We start from the raw sequence: 16,121 nt of genomic DNA, 5'->3' as shown, positions 1-16,121 counted from the left end.
TGTTTGAGTTGCCAGGGAATCGGCCGCTGGATCTTGGTTCACAAAAAAAATGTGGTTAAAAAGAATAATTGGAGCATTACGCATGAAGGCATTAGGTTTGAAGAAAACTGGCAAGACACTGCTCGCCTTGTCCCTGATGGGCGTGATGGCTGGGGCAGCCCAGGCCGACGATAAAGTACTGCACGTTTACAACTGGTCCGACTACATCGCACCGGACACCATCGCGAACTTTGAAAAAGAGTCCGGGATCAAGGTCGTCTACGATGTGTTCGACAGTAACGAGACCCTCGAGGCCAAGTTGCTGGCCGGCAAGTCCGGTTATGACGTGGTTGTGCCGTCCAACAACTTCCTGGCCAAGCAGATCAAGGCCGGCGTTTACCAGGAGCTGGACAAGTCCAAGCTGTCCAACTACGGCAACCTGAACAAGTCGCTGCTCAAGGCGGTTTCTGTCAGCGACCCGGACAACAAACATGCCTTCCCTTACATGTGGGGCTCGATCGGTATCGGTTACAACGCCGAGAAGGTCAAAGCCGCGCTGGGCATCGACAAGATCGATTCCTGGGATGTCGTGCTCAAGCCGGAGAACATTGCCAAGCTCAAGGGCTGCGGCGTGAGTTTCCTCGATTCGCCGACCGAAATGCTGCCAGTTGCCCTGCATTACCTGGGCCTGCCAACCGACAGCCAGAAAAAGGAAGATCTGAAGAAGGCTGAAGAGCTGTTCCTGAAGATTCGTCCTTCGATCACCTACTTCCACTCGTCCAAGTACATCTCGGACCTGGCCAACGGCAACATCTGCATAGCCGTCGGTTATTCGGGTGACGTGCAGCAGGCCAAAACCCGTGCCGCCGAAGCCGGTGACAAGGTGAAAGTCAGCTACGCCATTCCAAAAGAAGGCGCCGGCAGCTTCTACGACATGGTCGCTATCCCTAAAGATGCGGAAAACGTCGAGGGTGCCTACAAGTTCATGAACTACCTGTTGCAGCCGAAAGTGATGGCTGAAATCACCAACGCCGTGCGTTTCCCTAACGGCAACGCCGAAGCGACTCAGTACGTGAACAAGGAAATCACCTCGGATCCGGGCATCTACCCGACTGCCGATGTGCAGGCCAAGTTGTATGCAATCGCCGATTTGCCAGCCGCTACCCAGCGTGAGCTGACCCGTAGCTGGACCAAGATCAAATCCGGTAAATAAACCGGTTTGAGGCAATAACCTGTTGCCGTCGTCGCTCTGGCGGCGGCAGCAGGAATAATTAAATGCCAGAAAGTTTTGCTGGAAAGGTTTATCGAGGGTAAGTTGCGCGCCGGTTTTGTTGCCAGGCAGCCACAGCTGTCACGTAACGCTGGGCAACTTGGGCCCAACTATTTTAGAGGACCTTCACTTGCCTGTTTCTTTATTTCGCAACGCCATGCTGGTCGGCGTCGGCCTGACGCTTGCCGTCAGCGTTCAAGCTGCGTCCACCGTGCATATTTATAACTGGTCGGATTACATCGGGCAGACCACCCTCATCGATTTCGAAAAAGCCACTGGCGTCAAGCCGGTGTACGACGTGTTCGACTCCAACGAAACCCTGGAAGGCAAGTTGCTGGCCGGGCACACCGGTTATGACGTGGTCGTGCCGTCCAACCATTTCCTGGGCAAGCAGATCAAGGCCGGGGCGTTCCAGAAACTCGACAAGTCGCAGTTGCCGAACTATTCAAACCTCGATCCGGTGCTACTCAAGCGTCTGGAGAAAAACGATCCGGGCAACCAATATGCCGTGCCTTACCTGTGGGGCACCAACGGTATTGGTTACAACGTAGAGAAAGTCAAAGCGGCACTGGGCGTCGACAAGATTGACTCGTGGGCCATGTTGTTCGAGCCGGAGAACATCAAGAAGCTGTCCAGCTGCGGTGTCGCCTTCCTCGACTCGGCGGATGAAATGCTCCCCGCCATGCTGAATTACATGGGCCTGTCGCCCAACAGCCAGAACCCTGAAGACTACAAGAAGGCTGAAGACAAACTGTTGGCGGTGCGGCCTTACGTGACGTACTTCAACTCGTCCAAGTACATTTCCGATCTGGCCAACGGCGAAATTTGTGTCGCGGCCGGTTTCTCCGGTGATGTATTCCAGGCCAAGGCGCGTGCTGCCGAAGCTGGTAAAGGTATCGACATTGCCTATGTGATTCCCAAGGAAGGCGGCAATCTGTGGTTCGACATGCTGGCGATTCCTCGGGATGCCAGCAACGTCAAAGAGGCTCATGCTTTCATCAACTATGTGCTCAAACCGGAAGTGATTGCTCAGGTCAGTGATGCGGTCGGCTATGCCAACCCGAACCCTGGAGCGGGTGAGCTGATGAATCAGGCCGTACGTACAGACGAGGCGGTTTATCCATCGCAAGCCGTCGTCGACAAGCTTTACGTCAACGCTGAGCTACCACCAAAGATTCAACGTTTGATGACCCGCAGCTGGACCAAGGTCAAGTCGGGTAAATAGTGACAAAGGCTCAGACTATCCAAGGTTCGCCTGTATTGGGTGAACTGCAAATTTTGTTGGGAGTTTCGTAAATGGCAGTTGCCTCCGGCGCCTATAAGAAAGCCCTCGAGGGCGACCAGACACCGAAACAGGTGCTGGTCAAAATCGACCGGGTCACGAAGAAGTTCGACGAGACGATTGCCGTGGACGATGTGTCCCTGGAAATCAGGAAAGGCGAGATCTTCGCCTTGCTCGGCGGTTCGGGATCGGGCAAATCGACCTTGCTGCGCATGCTCGCAGGTTTCGAACGGCCCACGGAGGGGCGCATTTTCCTCGATGGCGTAGACATCACCGAGATGCCGCCATACGAGCGTCCGATCAACATGATGTTCCAGTCCTACGCCTTGTTCCCGCACATGACTGTGGCGCAGAACATCGCTTTCGGCCTGAAGCAGGACAAGATCCCGGCGGCTGAAGTCGACGCCCGCGTGACTGAAATGCTCAAGCTGGTGCAGATGAGCCAGTACGCCAAGCGCAAACCGCACCAGCTCTCCGGTGGTCAGCGTCAGCGTGTGGCACTGGCTCGCTCGCTGGCCAAGCGTCCGAAACTGCTGTTGCTCGACGAGCCGATGGGCGCGCTGGACAAGAAACTGCGTTCGCAGATGCAGCTCGAACTGGTGGAAATCATCGAGCGCGTCGGCGTGACCTGCGTCATGGTGACCCACGACCAGGAAGAGGCCATGACCATGGCCGAGCGCATCGCGATCATGCACCTGGGCTGGATCGCGCAGATCGGCAGCCCGATCGACATCTACGAAACCCCGACCAGCCGCCTGGTGTGCGAGTTCATCGGCAACGTCAACATCTTCGAAGGCGAAGTGGTGGACGATGCCGAGGGCCATGCGCTGATTACCTGCAAGGACCTGGACCGCAACATCTACGTTGGCCACGGCATCAGCACCTCGGTGCAAGACAAGTCGGTGACCTACGCGATTCGTCCGGAAAAACTGCTGGTGACAGCAGAAATGCCGACCTGCGAACACAACTGGTCGAGCGGCAAGGTCCACGACATTGCCTACCTCGGTGGCCACTCGGTGTTCTACGTCGAACTGCCGAGCGGCAAGATCGTGCAGTCGTTCGTGGCCAACGCCGAGCGACGTGGCCAGCGCCCTACCTGGGGCGATCAGGTTTACGTCTGGTGGGAGGATGACAGCGGCGTGGTACTGCGCTCATGAACACGCAAAAGCTCAAACGCCAACTCAGTCGAATAATTCCCGGTGGCCGTCATCTGGTCATCGGGGTTCCGTTTATCTGGCTGTTCATGTTCTTCATGCTGCCGTTCTTCATTGTTCTGAAGATCAGCTTCGCCGAAGCTGACGTGGCCATTCCGCCGTACACCGAGATCTACAGCTACGTCGATCAGAAGGTCCAGTTGCTGCTGAACCTGGGCAACTACACGATGCTAGGCGGCGATGAGTTGTACATCGCCGCCTATCTTGGCTCGCTGAAGATGGCGCTGTTCAGCACCATTCTTTGCCTGTTGATCGGTTACCCGATGGCCTACGCCATCGCCAGTGCGCGCAAAGAGATACAGACCGTGCTGGTGCTGCTGATCATGATGCCGACCTGGACCGCCATCCTGATCCGCGTGTATGCGTGGATGGGTATCCTCAGCAACAACGGCCTGCTCAACGGCTTCCTGATGTCGATGGGCTGGATCAACGAGCCGCTGCAGATCCTCAACACCAACCTGGCGGTCTATATCGGCGTGGTCTATTCGTACCTGCCGTTCATGATCCTGCCGCTGTACGCCAACCTAGTGAAGCACGACACCAGCCTGCTGGAAGCCGCGTCGGACCTGGGCTCGAGCACCTTCAACAGCTTCTGGAAGATCACCGTTCCGTTGTCGAAAAACGGCATCATTGCGGGCTGCATGCTGGTGTTCATCCCGGTGGTCGGCGAGTTCGTGATCCCGGAACTGCTCGGCGGTCCGGAAACCCTGATGATCGGTAAAGTGCTCTGGCAAGAGTTCTTCAACAACCGTGACTGGCCGGTGGCGTCTGCCTTGGCGGTGGTGATGCTGGCGATCCTGATTGTGCCGATCATTCTGTTCAACCGCAGTCAGGCAAAGGAAATGGAGGGTAAAGAATGAAGCGCTTCCGTTTCTCCAGCCTGATGCTGGTGCTCGGCCTGTTGTTCATTTATGCGCCGATGCTGATCCTGGTGATCTACTCGTTCAACGCCTCGAAGCTGGTGACGGTCTGGGGCGGCTGGTCGGTGAAGTGGTATGTCGGCCTGCTGGACAATACCCAACTGATGGGCTCGGTAGTGCGCTCGCTGGAAATCGCCTGCTACACCGCGATTGCCGCCGTAGCGCTGGGCACACTGGCCGCTTTCGTGCTGACCCGCGTGACCCGCTTCAAGGGCCGCACGCTGTTCGGTGGCCTGGTCACCGCGCCGTTGGTGATGCCGGAAGTGATCACCGGTCTGTCGCTGTTGCTGCTGTTCGTGGCGATGGCGCAGATGATCGGCTGGCCACAGGAGCGTGGCCTGGTGACTATCTGGATCGCCCACACCACCTTCTGCGCCGCCTATGTGGCGGTGGTGGTGTCGGCGCGCTTGCGTGAGCTGGACCTGTCCATCGAAGAGGCAGCCATGGACCTCGGTGCGCGGCCGTGGAAGGTGTTCTTCCTGATCACCATTCCGATGATCGCGCCGTCGCTGGCAGCCGGCGGCATGATGTCGTTCGCCCTGTCGCTGGACGATCTGGTGCTGGCGAGCTTCGTCTCGGGGCCGGGTTCCACGACGTTGCCGATGGAGGTGTTCTCGGCTGTGCGTCTGGGTGTGAAACCCGAGATCAATGCCGTGGCCAGCCTGATTCTGCTGGCGGTGTCGATCGTGACCTTCTTGGTCTGGTTCTTCAGCCGCCGTGCTGAAGAAAGTCGCAAACGTGTGATCCAGCAAGCCATTGAAGAGGGCGCTGCGGATTCCTGGAAACAACCGGACGTACGCCGCGCACAAGCACCGGAAGCGGCTTAACCCCGATGCCGGGTTAATCCGGATCAACTGTGGGAGCGAGCCTGCTCGCGAAGGGGCCATGTCAGTCGACGCAGATGTCGACTGACACATCGCTTTCGCGAGCAGGCTCGCTACCACAGGTTTTCATGCCACCCAAGGTGATGTGCGAATCACTTCTACGAAGTTCATCGGTTTGAACCCCGGCTCCTGATCCACCAGCACATCGGTTTTCACGTTGCCGAAGGTGGTGTGCGGACGATAGCGCAGGCCGTCGGCAAAGGCGCAGATGATGCATTCCTTGAAACCTTCACCCCGTGGATGCGCATGCACCACGGCTTCACGCTGCACGGTCGAAAATGCCGCGTAGTCCACTCCCAGCACGTCCATCTCCACGCCAGCGGTCACCAGCGCCACGGTCGGCCGCAAATGTTTGGGGATGCCCGGCGTGGTGTGCAGGGCGATCGATAGCCAGACCTGCTCGATATCGTCATCGCTCAACCCGTACGGTTTGAGGAAGGCTGCGGCTGCGTTTGCCCCGTCGACTTCGAAGCGCTCGTCAGTGCTGCGATGACCTTCCACCAAACCCAGGTCATGGAACATCGCACCGACGTACAGCAGCTCCGGGTCGTAGGCCAGTTCCTGGCGTTCACCGCTCAAGGCACCGAACAGAAACACCCGGCGCGAGTGGTGGTAAAGCAGGTCGGACTCGATGTCGCGAATGTAGTCGGTGGTGGCCCGTGCGAGGGCACTGTCGGGGATTTTGATGCCGGCGATGCTGCTGTTCATCGGGTTGCCTCGTGGGGAACGCCATGGCGGCGCTGATGAACCCAGTCTGTTCTTGCCTCCCAAAGTGAACAATCGACACGCGGCTGCGATCCCGGCCAATCAGCGCGCAAATCGTGCCAGTTCGCTTCTTGGGTCGGGTTTCGTTAGGGTTGGCGATCCTCTGTAGGAGCTGCCGCAGGCTGCGATCTTTTCACATTGAAGGTGAATTCGAACCATGCACAAATCCGTTGCCATCGTGGTGTTCTCTGGCGTCCAGTCGCTGGACGTCACCGGTCCCATGGATGTGTTTTTCGAGGCCAATCGGTTCCTTGCGCCGCAGGATCACTATCAGCTGCATGTCATCGGCCTCGATCGCGGGGTGATGTCGTGCTCGAACGGTCTGGCGCTGCACGCCCATCGGCATTTCAGCGAGGCGCTGGAGGCTTACGATTTGCTGTTGGTGGCCGGCGGGCCGCAGTTGCCATTCGAGGATTTCGGCACAGCGTTTCATGGCTGGTTACGTGAAGCGTGCGCGCGTTCGCAGCGCTTTGGCTCCATTTGCAACGGCGCCTTCATTCTGGCCCGCGCGGGGCTGCTAGAGGGGCGTACAGTAACCACGCACTGGAGCGATGCCGCCGCGTTGGCGGCGTTATGTCCCTCGACCCGGGTCGAAGCCGATCGACTCTATGTCGAGGACGCTGAGTTGTTCACCTCGGCGGGCGTGACGGCCGGGATCGATCTGTCGCTGTATTTGCTCGCCAAGGATCACGGCCCACAAGTGGCCTTGAGCGTGGCCAAGCGATTGGTGGTGTTTACCCAGCGCTCCGGCGGGCAATCGCAGTTCAGCCCGTTTCTGACGCCGCACGCTGAAGCGACATCCCCTGTGGCGATGGTTCAGCATTACGTGTTGGCCAATCTGACCGGGGATTTGAGCATTGCCGACCTGGCCACTGCGGCCAACATGAGTGCGCGCAATTTCTCTCGGGTGTTCGCCCGAGAAGCTGGAATCACTCCGGCAGAGTTCGTTGAGCAGGCGCGGGTGGACGCCGCCCGGGTGATGCTCGAAAGCTCTCGGGCACCGCTCAAGACGGTCGCCTACCAATGCGGTTTTCGTGATGCCCAGCATATGCGCAGCGTGTTCAACCGACGGTTGGGCGTGACGCCGCAGCAGTTTCGGCTGAGTTTTTCGGCGATTGCTCGCGATGACGGCACCCCGAACAACAAAAAATCTCAACCTACTGCGCTACCCGCGCCGGCAACAACTTCAAGGTGCTGCGGGTATTGGCCGTGACCTCTTCCTCGTTGAAATGCGCCTCTTGGTAGACGCCTTCGATATAGGCTTCGGCCTGGTCATCGTAGTGTGAATCGAACAGTACGCCGCTTTGGCCGACCGGGTTGATGGTCAGGCCGTGCGCAGGGTCGGCGAAGTCGATGATCCGGCGAGTCGAAGGGCCGTAAGTCACTGGCCATGGCGCCGGGCCGATTTTTGCCGAGAGGTTGTTCGGCACTTCGTGGCTGCCGGGGGCCTCGAACGGGCCGACGTTGAAGATTCGATCCAGCGGCTTTTGCATGCCCAGCGGATGGCCGTGGGTCAGGGTGTGGGCATCGCCCCATAGCCATTGCGCCGGGTCAGGGCCGAGGGTGGTTTTCAGGTGGGCGATACTCGCCTGCCACGCAGCTTTGACGATGTCGGCGCGGGTTTCCTTACCGAGTGTGTTGCGGTTGTCCCACCACGGTGAATCCGGGGATGCGGCCAGGCGGGGCAACGCGGCATCGATCACGCGGGTCGAGAGCAGGGTCTCGAAAAAGCTGTCGCCGAGTTCGTCGTGCAGTGCGCCATCGGCGAGGTTGAACAGGAACTGGTTGAACAGTGTGGCGCTGGTGGAGTTCACCGGGTAATCGCCTTTCCACTTGGCCAGTTGCTCCACCAGTTGCAACTCTTGCGGGTCACTGACCACTTCTCGCAGTACTGGCAACAATGGCGCCAGCAGGCGAGGGCCGTAGTCGGTGGTGGTGCCCAGTTGCAGTTTTTGGCTGGCGTCGATGTTCCACTTCACGCTCTTGTCGCTGAGCTGGCGGTTGAGCTGCTGACCACGATCCGGCAGGTTGTAGTAGCCAGGGATCTCCATGCCTGTCGGCGAAACCGGCTGGAAGTTGGCCGAGACGATGTAGCCGCGAGCCGGGTTTTCTTCCTGCGGGTTGGCGCTGAACGGGTAGAAACCTTCCTTGTCAGCCTGATTGGTACTGCCGTCGAGTATGAACCACGGTTTGACCCCGGCCGGACGTTTGGGCAGTTGTGCCGCCGCCCACCAACCGATGTCACCCTTGGCATTGGCCCAGACGATGTTCAGCCCCGGGGCATGAACCTTGGCCGCCGCGGCGCGGGCCTTGGCCAGGGTGTCGGCACGATTGAGCTGGTAGAAGCCTTCGAGGATCGGGTTCTGGGTTTCGAGGAACGCCCACCACATGGCGATCGGCGTCTTGCCAGCGCTGGCACCGACCACGTCGTTGATGATCGGACCGTGGGGCGATTGACGCAGCATCAACGTGACCGCCGCCTGGCCCTTCACGGCAATCTGCTGCTCGGTGTTGACCATGTCGACCCACTTGCCGTGATACCAGACCTGGTTGGCGTTGTCCGGGTTGACCTTCTCGGCGATCAGATCGAGGTCGTCGTTCTGGAACATGGTCAGGCTCCAGCCGAAGTCCAGGTTGTGGCCGAGGAAGGCAAAAGGCACCAGGGCCTGATGGTGCCCGTAGAGCTCGAAACCCGGCGCCGAGAGTTGCGCTTCGTACCACACCGACGGCGTCGAAAAACGAATGTGCGGATCACCGGCCAGCAGCGGTTTGCCGCTTTGGGTGCGAGTACCGGAAATCACCCAGGCGTTACTGCCCTCGAACTGCGGCAGGCCGTTGTCGGCCAGTGCTTGCTCACTCAGACGCGCAATGGCGTTGAGGTCTTTCCAGTCAGTGGCGGAGAGCACCGGGGTCTTGCTGGACTGACGCTTGGCCAGCACGCCCTTGGGCTGCCAGTCGAGGTCGAAGATATTCAGGTAATCGCTGCCCAGTTGATCGCGCACATAGGTCAGCAACGGTTCGGTGCGAAACGCCGCGGCAAAGCTGTAGGCCATGTAGCCGGCGACACTGACGCTGTCTTCAGCGGTGAACGCGCGTTTGCGGATGCCCAGTACGTCAAACTCCATGGGTGCAGCGTGGGTCTCCTGATACTGGTTGATCCCGTCCAGATAGGCTTGCAGCGCCTTCCACGCCGGAGACTGGCGGTCGAGTGCGGCCACGTAGCTTTCGGCGCGCTCGCGGATGCGCAGGCTGCGGAACAGTTTGTCGGTGTCGATCAGTTTTGGCCCGAGGACTTCGGCCAGCTCGCCACGGGACAGGCGTCGCAGCATTTCCATCTGGAACAGCCGGTCCTGGGCGTGTGCATAGCCGAGGGCGCGATAGAGGTCGGTTTCGTTCTCGGCGCGAATATGCGGCACGCCGCGTTCGTCGTAGCGCACTGTCACCGAGCCTTGCAGGCGTTGCAATTCCACCTGGCCCTGACGCGTCGGTTGCTTGCTGTACACGTACCAGCCAGCGCCCGCCGCGAGGACGACGAGTAGCAGGGCCAGTAGGGTCAGAACGCGTTTCATGGTGACTCCTTGTGCTTTCGAAATCGCCGCCGTCTAAGGCTGCAAACATTTAGCACAGACCCTCTGTGCCGGGCATTACGTTCCTTGAAAAGTCCGGAATGCCCTAGTGAGTTTCATCCGTCTTCGCCCATGGACAGTAGCAGCCCACCGCGAGGGTATGCGTGGCGCTCACCGGGCGCTGTTCGCTCAGTGCCTGGAGGATCGGTTCGATAAAGCTGTTGCTGGAGTTGCAGGTCAGGCCTTCGCTGTAGGGCCCGAAATACGCCAGTTTGCCGCTGCGGTCCCAGATCGCGACCGCCGGGCTTGCAGGGATTTGTTCGGAGCCTGGCAGGGTGTCGAGGGTTTTCAGGCGGCTCAAGGTACTGGGTAACTGACCCAGACTGCCGGGCTTCTGTACCGCATAAAACTCAACGCCTTGCGGCACAAAGCGCTCAAGCAGTTCGGCCAGGTGTTGTTGATTGCCGACGTTACACGGGCAGGCCGGATCCCAGAAGTGCACGACCCGAATCGGGCCGGGGCCTGCCAGATTGGCAGGAAGGTTCAGCCGATCGCCGGAAAACAACGCCGTGTGTGAGCTGAACGCTCGCAGGTAGCGTCCCTGAAACCAGTCGTAGGCGGCCCACAGCACGCCGGCACACACAAGGACGAGCAGACTGGCAAGCAGTGTCGTGCGGTAGTGCGGGCGCATACGGAACCATCCTCGAAGGTCGCGTAGCTTGCCATGCTTGCCGCGACAGATGAATATCGCAGGCCCATAAAGTCTGTTTTGCGCTCCGCGCTTTGCCTGGAAACCCGTGATGCCTGCCACCTTCAACCCCGATCATCTGCGTGCCACCTTGCGGCCTTTGGCCGAGGCGCAGCCGTTGTCGGAGGAAGCGCAGGCTTATCAACATTTTTACGGGCTGGATTTTCCGCAGCGCAGCGTGCCGGTCAAACGCGGGCTTGGCAGCTTCAAGGTCGGTGACTATCAGTTGGTCAGCCAGGTCTGGTGGCCGCAGCGGGCGGTGGCGACGATGTTTGTGTTCCATGGTTTCTACGATCACATGGGCCTGTATCGGCATGTGATCGAATGGGCACTGGATCAGGGGTTCGTGGTGATCGCCTGTGATTTGCCGGGGCATGGGTTATCCAGCGGCGCGCGCGCGAGCATCGAGGATTTCGCCGAGTATCAAGCGGCTCTGCAAGGGTTGTTCGCTGAGGCGCGGTCGCTGGACCTGCCGCAACCGTGGCACCTGTGCGGGCAGAGTACGGGCGGCGCGATTGTCATCGACCATGTGCTGAACGCTGGCGCGGACAGCCCCGCGCAAGGGCAGGTAGTACTGCTTGCGCCGCTGGTTCGGCCGCGCTCCTGGGGCTGGTCGCACTTCAGCTATTACCTGATGAAGCCTTTCGTCAAAGGCATCGCCCGGCGCTTCAGTGAGAACACCAACGACCCGGCGTTCTTGCCATTCCTGCAAGCCGATCCGTTACAACCGCTGCGCTTGCCGACCGCCTGGGTCGGGGCGCTGGCGCGGTGGATCAAGCGTATTGAAGCGGCTCCGCGCAGCAGTCGTCGGCCACTGATCGTCCAGGGGCAAGCGGACATGACAGTGGATTGGGAGCACAACCTTGAAGTGCTGGGGAGCAAGTTCGACCGGCCGCAGGTGTTGAAACTGCCCGAAGCCCGCCATCATCTGGCAAATGAAACCCCGGCGTTGCGCCAGGAGTATTTCGGGTTTTTGACCAAGCGCATTAAAGGGCGAAATCTCTAGCGACTGTTATGAAGCCATCGCGAGCAGGCTCGCTCCCACATTGGTTTTATGTCGTTCACAGATCCAGTGTGGGAGCGAGCTTGCTCCGGGCGGCATTCCGACGATAGCAATCTTCCAGACGCAGAAAATTACTGGCTAAGGCTCGACGTGCTTTGCCCCACCGCCAATCCTGCCCGAATCGCTGCCAACGCCGCCCGGTAATACGCCTTGCCTTCAGCGGACTCGGCAAAGGTAGCGAACTCCTCCAGTTCGTCATCCGATAAGCCGCGATAGACATACAGCAACGTGTTGTTCAGGTCGGAGCCGATCTGATCCATCAAGCGCTGACGCTGGCCGTCCAGCATGCCTTGGGCCTGACCGCCGCCGAGCAGGCCGGGGATCATCTGGCTCAGGCTGTCGGCCGCTACGCCGGCAATCGCCAGGCTGACTTCGGCACCGGCTTCGCGCGCAGGCAGTGCCTGGGCCAAATGGCCAATGATCAACTGACGGGTGTCGCTGGCTTCGATTTTCGGCAGGCCTTTGGCGTTCTTCGCCAACTGGTCGCGGCGGGTCGCCAGCAGTTCGGCGGCGATGATCTTGCGCCCCAGCGGCGACTGGAAAAACGCCAGTGCAGGTTTCGGGTCGGCGAGGTTTTTGCGCAGTTGCGCTTCAGCTCGATGGTCCATGGCTTGCGGGGCAAAGCGCTGGTTGCTGTTACTGACCAGCGCCTGAAACACCGCGGGCGGCAGGCTGCTTTGGTAGCGTTGCTGGGCGGCAGTGAGGGCATCGTTAAAATGCGCGCGTTGGTCTGGCCAACCGGCGACCTTGTACAACTGGTCGTGGCCGTCTGCCCAAGCGGGCAAAGTGCAGAGCATCAACAGTGAAAAAAGCAAACGGCGCATAAGGACTCCTGTCGGCAGGCGACTATTCTCCGGGGCTGAACGCGGGTTGTCGAGAATTCGTATCAGGTTCGTCACCTTATCCGACGATCCTCCGCTACACGGCTCTGTCGGATTTTCTGGCGCAGGAATACTATGCGCGCCATGCAAATACCCTCTGATCACCCGCTGCTGTTACGTATCGTCGACGACCTGGCTACACATGGCTGGTCGCAGCAGAATATTTTCCTGCCCCAGGCTCTGACCCTGGAACTGGCGGCTGAGTGCCGTAAACGTGCAGTCGAGGGTGAATTGGCGCCAGCGGCAGTGGGGCGCGGGCCTTTCTCGGAGATTCGCGAAGGCATTCGTGGCGACCATATTCAGTGGCTTGAGCCCGGGCAAGACGAGGCCTGCGACAGCTATCTGGGGTTGATGGACAGCCTGCGCGAGGCGATGAACCGGGGGCTGTTTCTCGGTCTTGAGGATTTCGAGAGCCATTTCGCGCTTTATCCGCCGGGCGCGTTCTATCTCAAGCACGTCGACCGCTTTCGCGACGATGACCGGCGCATGGTGTCGGCGGTCATCTACCTCAATGACGGTTGGCTGCCGGAGCATGGCGGCCAATTGCGGATGTACCTGGAGGAGGGCAGAGAGCACGATGTGGTGCCCACCGGCGGTTGCCTGGTGGTGTTCCTGTCGGGCGAAGTGCCCCATGAAGTCCTGCCCGCGACCCGCGAGCGCCTGTCATTGACAGGCTGGTTTCGTCGGCGCGGCAACGAGCCATTCTGATCATGCAGAAAATTCTGGTGAGTCGTTGTCTGCTGGGCCACCGCGTGCGTTACGACGGCGGGGCCAGCGGGCCGTTCAATCAGCTGGAACAGTGGATCGCCGAAGGTCGGGTAATCCCTTTGTGCCCGGAAGTCGCCGGCGGTTTGCCAACGCCACGGGCCGCGGCCGAGATTCCGGGTGGGCAAGGCGCTCAGGTGCTCGACGGTACTGCGCGGGTGATGACGACCGAGGGCGAGGACGTCAGTGCCGAGTTTCTCTCGGGTGCCCATCAGGCTCTGGAATTGGTCCGAAAACACGCAATCCGCATCGCCGTGCTCAAGGCCAACAGCCCGTCCTGCGGCAATCGGCTGACCTATGACGGGACCTTCAGCGGGGTCAAAGTCAGTGGCGAGGGCGTCACCGCAGCCTTGCTGACCCGCAATGGGGTGCAAGTGTTCAGCGAGCTGGAGTTGGCTGAGGCTGCGGTCGCGTTGGCTGCACTCATCCAGCAGTCTTCACATAACTAATGTGGGAGCGAGCTTGCTCGCGATTGCGGCCTGACAGCCAACATCATTGTTGAATGAGATGGCCTCATCGCGAGCAAGCTCGCTCCCACATTGGATCTCCATTGGATTACGGTTTCGGCGGCTGACTCGCGTCCATGCCGAACCATTTCTCCGACAGCGTCATCAATCGGCCGTCCGCCTTGATCCGTTGCAGGGCCCGGTCGAGGCTGGCCTGGAATGCCGGGTTACCTTTCTGAAATGGAATCGCCAGGCTCAAGGTCGGACCGACCTTGGCACCTTCTTTTACCGGCAAACGACTGTCGCGAATGGCGTAGGGGATCAGCAAGCGATCGCTGATGGCCGCATCGATCTGTTTGTCTGCCACATCCTTGAGCGGCTGTTGCGCGTCGGGATAGCTGCGCAGGTCAATACCTTCAACACCGCGCGCCTGTTCGACGAACTGGCTGCCTTGCGCTACACCCAGGGACTGGCCCTTGAGCGCCAGCAAAGTGCCGAGCGGGCGTTGTTCTTCCTGGCGCACGATCAATTGTGCGCTTGAATAACTATAAGGTTCGCTGAAGTCGAAACGATCCTTGAGTTCCGGAGTCAGTGCTATGTGGTTGATAGCGACGTCGTACTTGCCGCTCTCGACCCCCGGCAACAGATCGGTTGAGTCGGTGACAACGAAGTCGGCGCGTACATCCAGTTCGTTGGCCAGCAGTTGGCCCAGTTCGACTTCGAAGCCGCTGAGCTTGCCGTCTTCCTTGAAGTTGAACGGTGGCGTGTTGGCTTCAAGCGCAATGCGCAATTCGCCTCGGTCGTTTACATCGTCGATCAGTTCGGCATGAGCAAAAGGGCTCACAAGGGGCAGCAACAGTATCAGGCCAGGCAGAAAGCGCATGGTCACTCCTTGAATTCATTATGTGCGACGCGCTGTTTCGGTGCGCTTTGCTATGGTGTTGAGGTGCTTCGACAACGAATCGCTACGAAGTTGTCACAACCGTAAAGATTAAGTTCAAAACTGGAGAAAAGAATGAAAACCTTTATGTCACGTGCTGTTCTCGCTGGTCTGATGCTCAGCGCTTCGATGCTGGCGAGTGCCGCGGACGTCCCCCGCACCAAGGCCCCCGCGGGTGCGAAGGTGTATATCGTCTCTCCGGCGGACGGTGCGACCGTGGACAAAACCTTCAAGGTCAGATTCGCGGTTGAAGGCATTGCCCTGGCGCCAGCCGGCGACCAGACCGTACACACCGGTCACCACCACCTGCTGGTCGACGTCGACAAATTGCCGGCCGAGAACATGCCGATCCCGTCGGACCCCAACCATCTGCATTTCGGCAAGGCCCAGACCGAAACCGACCTGACCCTGACGCCGGGCAAGCACACTTTGCAACTGGAACTGGGCGACAAGAACCACGTGCCGTTCGACGCGCCGATCGTCTCGAAAAAAATCACCGTGACTGTGAAGTAAGTCGTTTCCAGTGCCTGACCCTGAAACAGGGTTGCACCTGTTTCAGCCCAACGCCCGGCGCCGCATCGGGCGTTTTGTATAGGAAGGAGCCGCTTTAAACTTTAAACCGACAGGCGGTCGTAAAACCTGTCAGATCTGACAGTAGCCGGTGTCAGGAATAGGGCGCCTAATTTCCAGCAGGTCCACAAGGTCACCTCCTGTTATTGAAGAAGGACCGCCAGCAATGTCTGTTCGGGGGGGCATCAATTCAATTGCGATGGAGAGTGTGAAATGACTGCTAAGGAAAACCTGATTGAATTCCCTGCACCTACGGCACCTGTTTTTCTTGTTGGTGGCAAATCGATAGTGAACTGTAGAAGTTTGACGCTTGATGGAGCAAATCGGTGGTTGCCTGTGACCGTCACTATCGAACCTAAGTTCATGCCAAAGGGCACCCATGTCATGGTGCATTCAGTTGGTACTTTTGACGCTGCCGGACTCGAAGAGATCCCGGGTACCAAATTCTCTAAAGAGCACACGGTCACTGGTGTAGAGGTGGATGGGCGGTTCCAGGTGGAGGTACCGTACGTGCCCTATATCAAAAAAATTCAGCCACCGCAGGATTCTGGCCTACCCTCTGGACATGTCAGGATCTGGTACACCTTCGAGATAGATGGCAATCCGATCAAGTCTCATAAGTTTTTTCATGAAGTGAGGTTGCTCGCTTCTGGTGTCTACTGCGAAGGAACGCCAACATAGTTGTTTATTTCGTCCCGAAACAGCTGCAAACCTGCTTCAGGTGCAGGCCTGTTCAGGGCGGGACAGCAGGCATAAAAAAGGGAGACCCGAGGGTCTAATGCCGATCAGTTAAGCCCTATTGCTTGACCTTTGGCCGCAAGAAATCAA

General features: G+C 59.0%; 15 protein-coding genes and 1 pseudogene. 11 read left to right on the top strand and 5 right to left on the bottom strand.

Annotated elements, in window-relative coordinates; genetic code table 11:
* The first annotated feature begins 97 nt into the window (after positions 1-97).
* The 5 genes from BK658_RS02890 (at position 98) to BK658_RS02870 (ending at position 5,492) form a co-directional block, all read left to right on the top strand.
* Positions 98-1,192, top strand: a complete 1,095-nt coding sequence (locus BK658_RS02890) for a polyamine ABC transporter substrate-binding protein (protein WP_123581156.1) — start codon at positions 98-100, stop codon at positions 1,190-1,192.
* Between the two features lie 187 nt (positions 1,193-1,379).
* Positions 1,380-2,474: a polyamine ABC transporter substrate-binding protein gene (locus BK658_RS02885; protein ID WP_123580982.1), complete on the top strand. Its 1,095-nt coding sequence runs from the start codon at positions 1,380-1,382 to the stop codon at positions 2,472-2,474.
* Positions 2,475-2,545: 71 nt separating this feature from the next.
* Positions 2,546-3,688: an ABC transporter ATP-binding protein gene (locus BK658_RS02880; RefSeq protein ID WP_123580981.1), complete on the top strand. Its 1,143-nt coding sequence runs from the start codon at positions 2,546-2,548 to the stop codon at positions 3,686-3,688.
* A gap of 35 nt (positions 3,689-3,723) precedes the next feature.
* Positions 3,724-4,605 (top strand): ABC transporter permease subunit, encoded by an 882-nt coding sequence (locus BK658_RS02875; protein ID WP_185019772.1) that lies wholly within the window; start codon positions 3,724-3,726, stop codon positions 4,603-4,605.
* The gene (locus BK658_RS02870) at positions 4,602-5,492 is read left to right on the top strand and encodes an ABC transporter permease subunit (protein ID WP_123580979.1); all 891 of its coding nucleotides are present in this window, start codon (positions 4,602-4,604) and stop codon (positions 5,490-5,492) included. The genes BK658_RS02875 and BK658_RS02870 overlap by 4 nt, the downstream gene beginning before the upstream one ends.
* Before the next feature lie 123 nt (positions 5,493-5,615).
* Here the strand turns inward: BK658_RS02870 and BK658_RS02860 are convergent, their stop codons facing one another.
* Positions 5,616-6,257 (bottom strand): HD domain-containing protein, encoded by a 642-nt coding sequence (locus BK658_RS02860; RefSeq protein WP_123580978.1) that lies wholly within the window; start codon positions 6,255-6,257, stop codon positions 5,616-5,618.
* 214 nt (positions 6,258-6,471) lie between these two features.
* Here BK658_RS02860 and BK658_RS02855 point away from each other — a divergent pair.
* Positions 6,472-7,431: pseudogene (locus tag BK658_RS02855) on the top strand (GlxA family transcriptional regulator); the annotation flags it as partial.
* 40 nt (positions 7,432-7,471) lie between these two features.
* On the opposite strand, the gene BK658_RS02850 reads toward BK658_RS02855, so the two are convergent.
* Together BK658_RS02850 and BK658_RS02845 are read right to left on the bottom strand one after the other, a co-directional pair.
* Positions 7,472-9,883 carry a penicillin acylase family protein gene (locus tag BK658_RS02850; RefSeq protein WP_123580976.1) on the bottom strand — a complete coding sequence of 804 codons (2,412 nt, stop codon included), beginning with the start codon at positions 9,881-9,883 and terminating at the stop codon, positions 7,472-7,474.
* 103 nt (positions 9,884-9,986) lie between these two features.
* Complete coding sequence (locus tag BK658_RS02845) at positions 9,987-10,571, bottom strand: DUF6436 domain-containing protein (RefSeq protein WP_123580975.1); 585 nt, start codon at positions 10,569-10,571, stop codon at positions 9,987-9,989.
* Positions 10,572-10,680: 109 nt separating this feature from the next.
* Here BK658_RS02845 and bipL point away from each other — a divergent pair, with 109 nt between their 5' ends.
* Positions 10,681-11,634 carry a phospholipase BipL gene (gene bipL / locus BK658_RS02840; protein ID WP_123580974.1) on the top strand — a complete coding sequence of 318 codons (954 nt, stop codon included), beginning with the start codon at positions 10,681-10,683 and terminating at the stop codon, positions 11,632-11,634.
* 128 nt (positions 11,635-11,762) lie between these two features.
* On the opposite strand, the gene BK658_RS02835 is transcribed toward bipL, so the two are convergent.
* Positions 11,763-12,515 carry a DUF2059 domain-containing protein gene (locus BK658_RS02835; RefSeq protein WP_123580973.1) on the bottom strand — a complete coding sequence of 251 codons (753 nt, stop codon included), beginning with the start codon at positions 12,513-12,515 and terminating at the stop codon, positions 11,763-11,765.
* A 132-nt stretch (positions 12,516-12,647) separates the two neighbouring features.
* Here BK658_RS02835 and BK658_RS02830 point away from each other — a divergent pair, with 132 nt between their 5' ends.
* Together BK658_RS02830 and BK658_RS02825 are read left to right on the top strand one after the other, a co-directional pair.
* Positions 12,648-13,280 carry a 2OG-Fe(II) oxygenase gene (locus BK658_RS02830; protein WP_123580972.1) on the top strand — a complete coding sequence of 211 codons (633 nt, stop codon included), beginning with the start codon at positions 12,648-12,650 and terminating at the stop codon, positions 13,278-13,280.
* Positions 13,281-13,282: 2 nt separating this feature from the next.
* Positions 13,283-13,786: a 2-thiouracil desulfurase family protein gene (locus BK658_RS02825; protein ID WP_123580971.1), complete on the top strand. Its 504-nt coding sequence runs from the start codon at positions 13,283-13,285 to the stop codon at positions 13,784-13,786.
* 106 nt (positions 13,787-13,892) lie between these two features.
* Here the strand turns inward: BK658_RS02825 and BK658_RS02820 are convergent, their stop codons facing one another.
* Positions 13,893-14,666: a transporter substrate-binding domain-containing protein gene (locus BK658_RS02820; protein ID WP_123580970.1), complete on the bottom strand. Its 774-nt coding sequence runs from the start codon at positions 14,664-14,666 to the stop codon at positions 13,893-13,895.
* Positions 14,667-14,798: 132 nt separating this feature from the next.
* Here BK658_RS02820 and BK658_RS02815 point away from each other — a divergent pair, with 132 nt between their 5' ends.
* Positions 14,799-15,236 (top strand): DUF4399 domain-containing protein, encoded by a 438-nt coding sequence (locus tag BK658_RS02815; RefSeq protein ID WP_123580969.1) that lies wholly within the window; start codon positions 14,799-14,801, stop codon positions 15,234-15,236.
* Positions 15,237-15,506: 270 nt separating this feature from the next.
* On the top strand, positions 15,507-15,974 hold the full coding sequence (locus BK658_RS02810) for a hypothetical protein (protein WP_123580968.1): 468 nt from the start codon (positions 15,507-15,509) through the stop codon (positions 15,972-15,974).
* The last annotated feature ends 147 nt before the right edge of the window (positions 15,975-16,121 follow it).

This window comes from Pseudomonas brassicacearum, assembly GCF_003732175.1.
Lineage (GTDB): Bacteria > Pseudomonadota > Gammaproteobacteria > Pseudomonadales > Pseudomonadaceae > Aquipseudomonas > Aquipseudomonas brassicacearum_G.
This window is presented reverse-complemented; position numbering and strand designations above follow the sequence as displayed.

Coding starts and splice junctions, on each gene's coding strand:
- BK658_RS02850 (WP_123580976.1), bottom strand. CDS start 9,883: ATGAAACGCGTTCTGACCCTACTGGCCCTGCTACTCGTCGTCCTCGCG.
- BK658_RS02870 (WP_123580979.1), top strand. CDS start 4,602: ATGAAGCGCTTCCGTTTCTCCAGCCTGATGCTGGTGCTCGGCCTGTTG.
- BK658_RS02860 (WP_123580978.1), bottom strand. CDS start 6,257: ATGAACAGCAGCATCGCCGGCATCAAAATCCCCGACAGTGCCCTCGCA.
- BK658_RS02880 (WP_123580981.1), top strand. CDS start 2,546: ATGGCAGTTGCCTCCGGCGCCTATAAGAAAGCCCTCGAGGGCGACCAG.
- BK658_RS02825 (WP_123580971.1), top strand. CDS start 13,283: ATGCAGAAAATTCTGGTGAGTCGTTGTCTGCTGGGCCACCGCGTGCGT.
- BK658_RS02835 (WP_123580973.1), bottom strand. CDS start 12,515: ATGCGCCGTTTGCTTTTTTCACTGTTGATGCTCTGCACTTTGCCCGCT.
- BK658_RS02810 (WP_123580968.1), top strand. CDS start 15,507: ATGACTGCTAAGGAAAACCTGATTGAATTCCCTGCACCTACGGCACCT.
- bipL (WP_123580974.1), top strand. CDS start 10,681: ATGCCTGCCACCTTCAACCCCGATCATCTGCGTGCCACCTTGCGGCCT.
- BK658_RS02815 (WP_123580969.1), top strand. CDS start 14,799: ATGAAAACCTTTATGTCACGTGCTGTTCTCGCTGGTCTGATGCTCAGC.
- BK658_RS02830 (WP_123580972.1), top strand. CDS start 12,648: ATGCGCGCCATGCAAATACCCTCTGATCACCCGCTGCTGTTACGTATC.
- BK658_RS02820 (WP_123580970.1), bottom strand. CDS start 14,666: ATGCGCTTTCTGCCTGGCCTGATACTGTTGCTGCCCCTTGTGAGCCCT.
- BK658_RS02845 (WP_123580975.1), bottom strand. CDS start 10,571: ATGCGCCCGCACTACCGCACGACACTGCTTGCCAGTCTGCTCGTCCTT.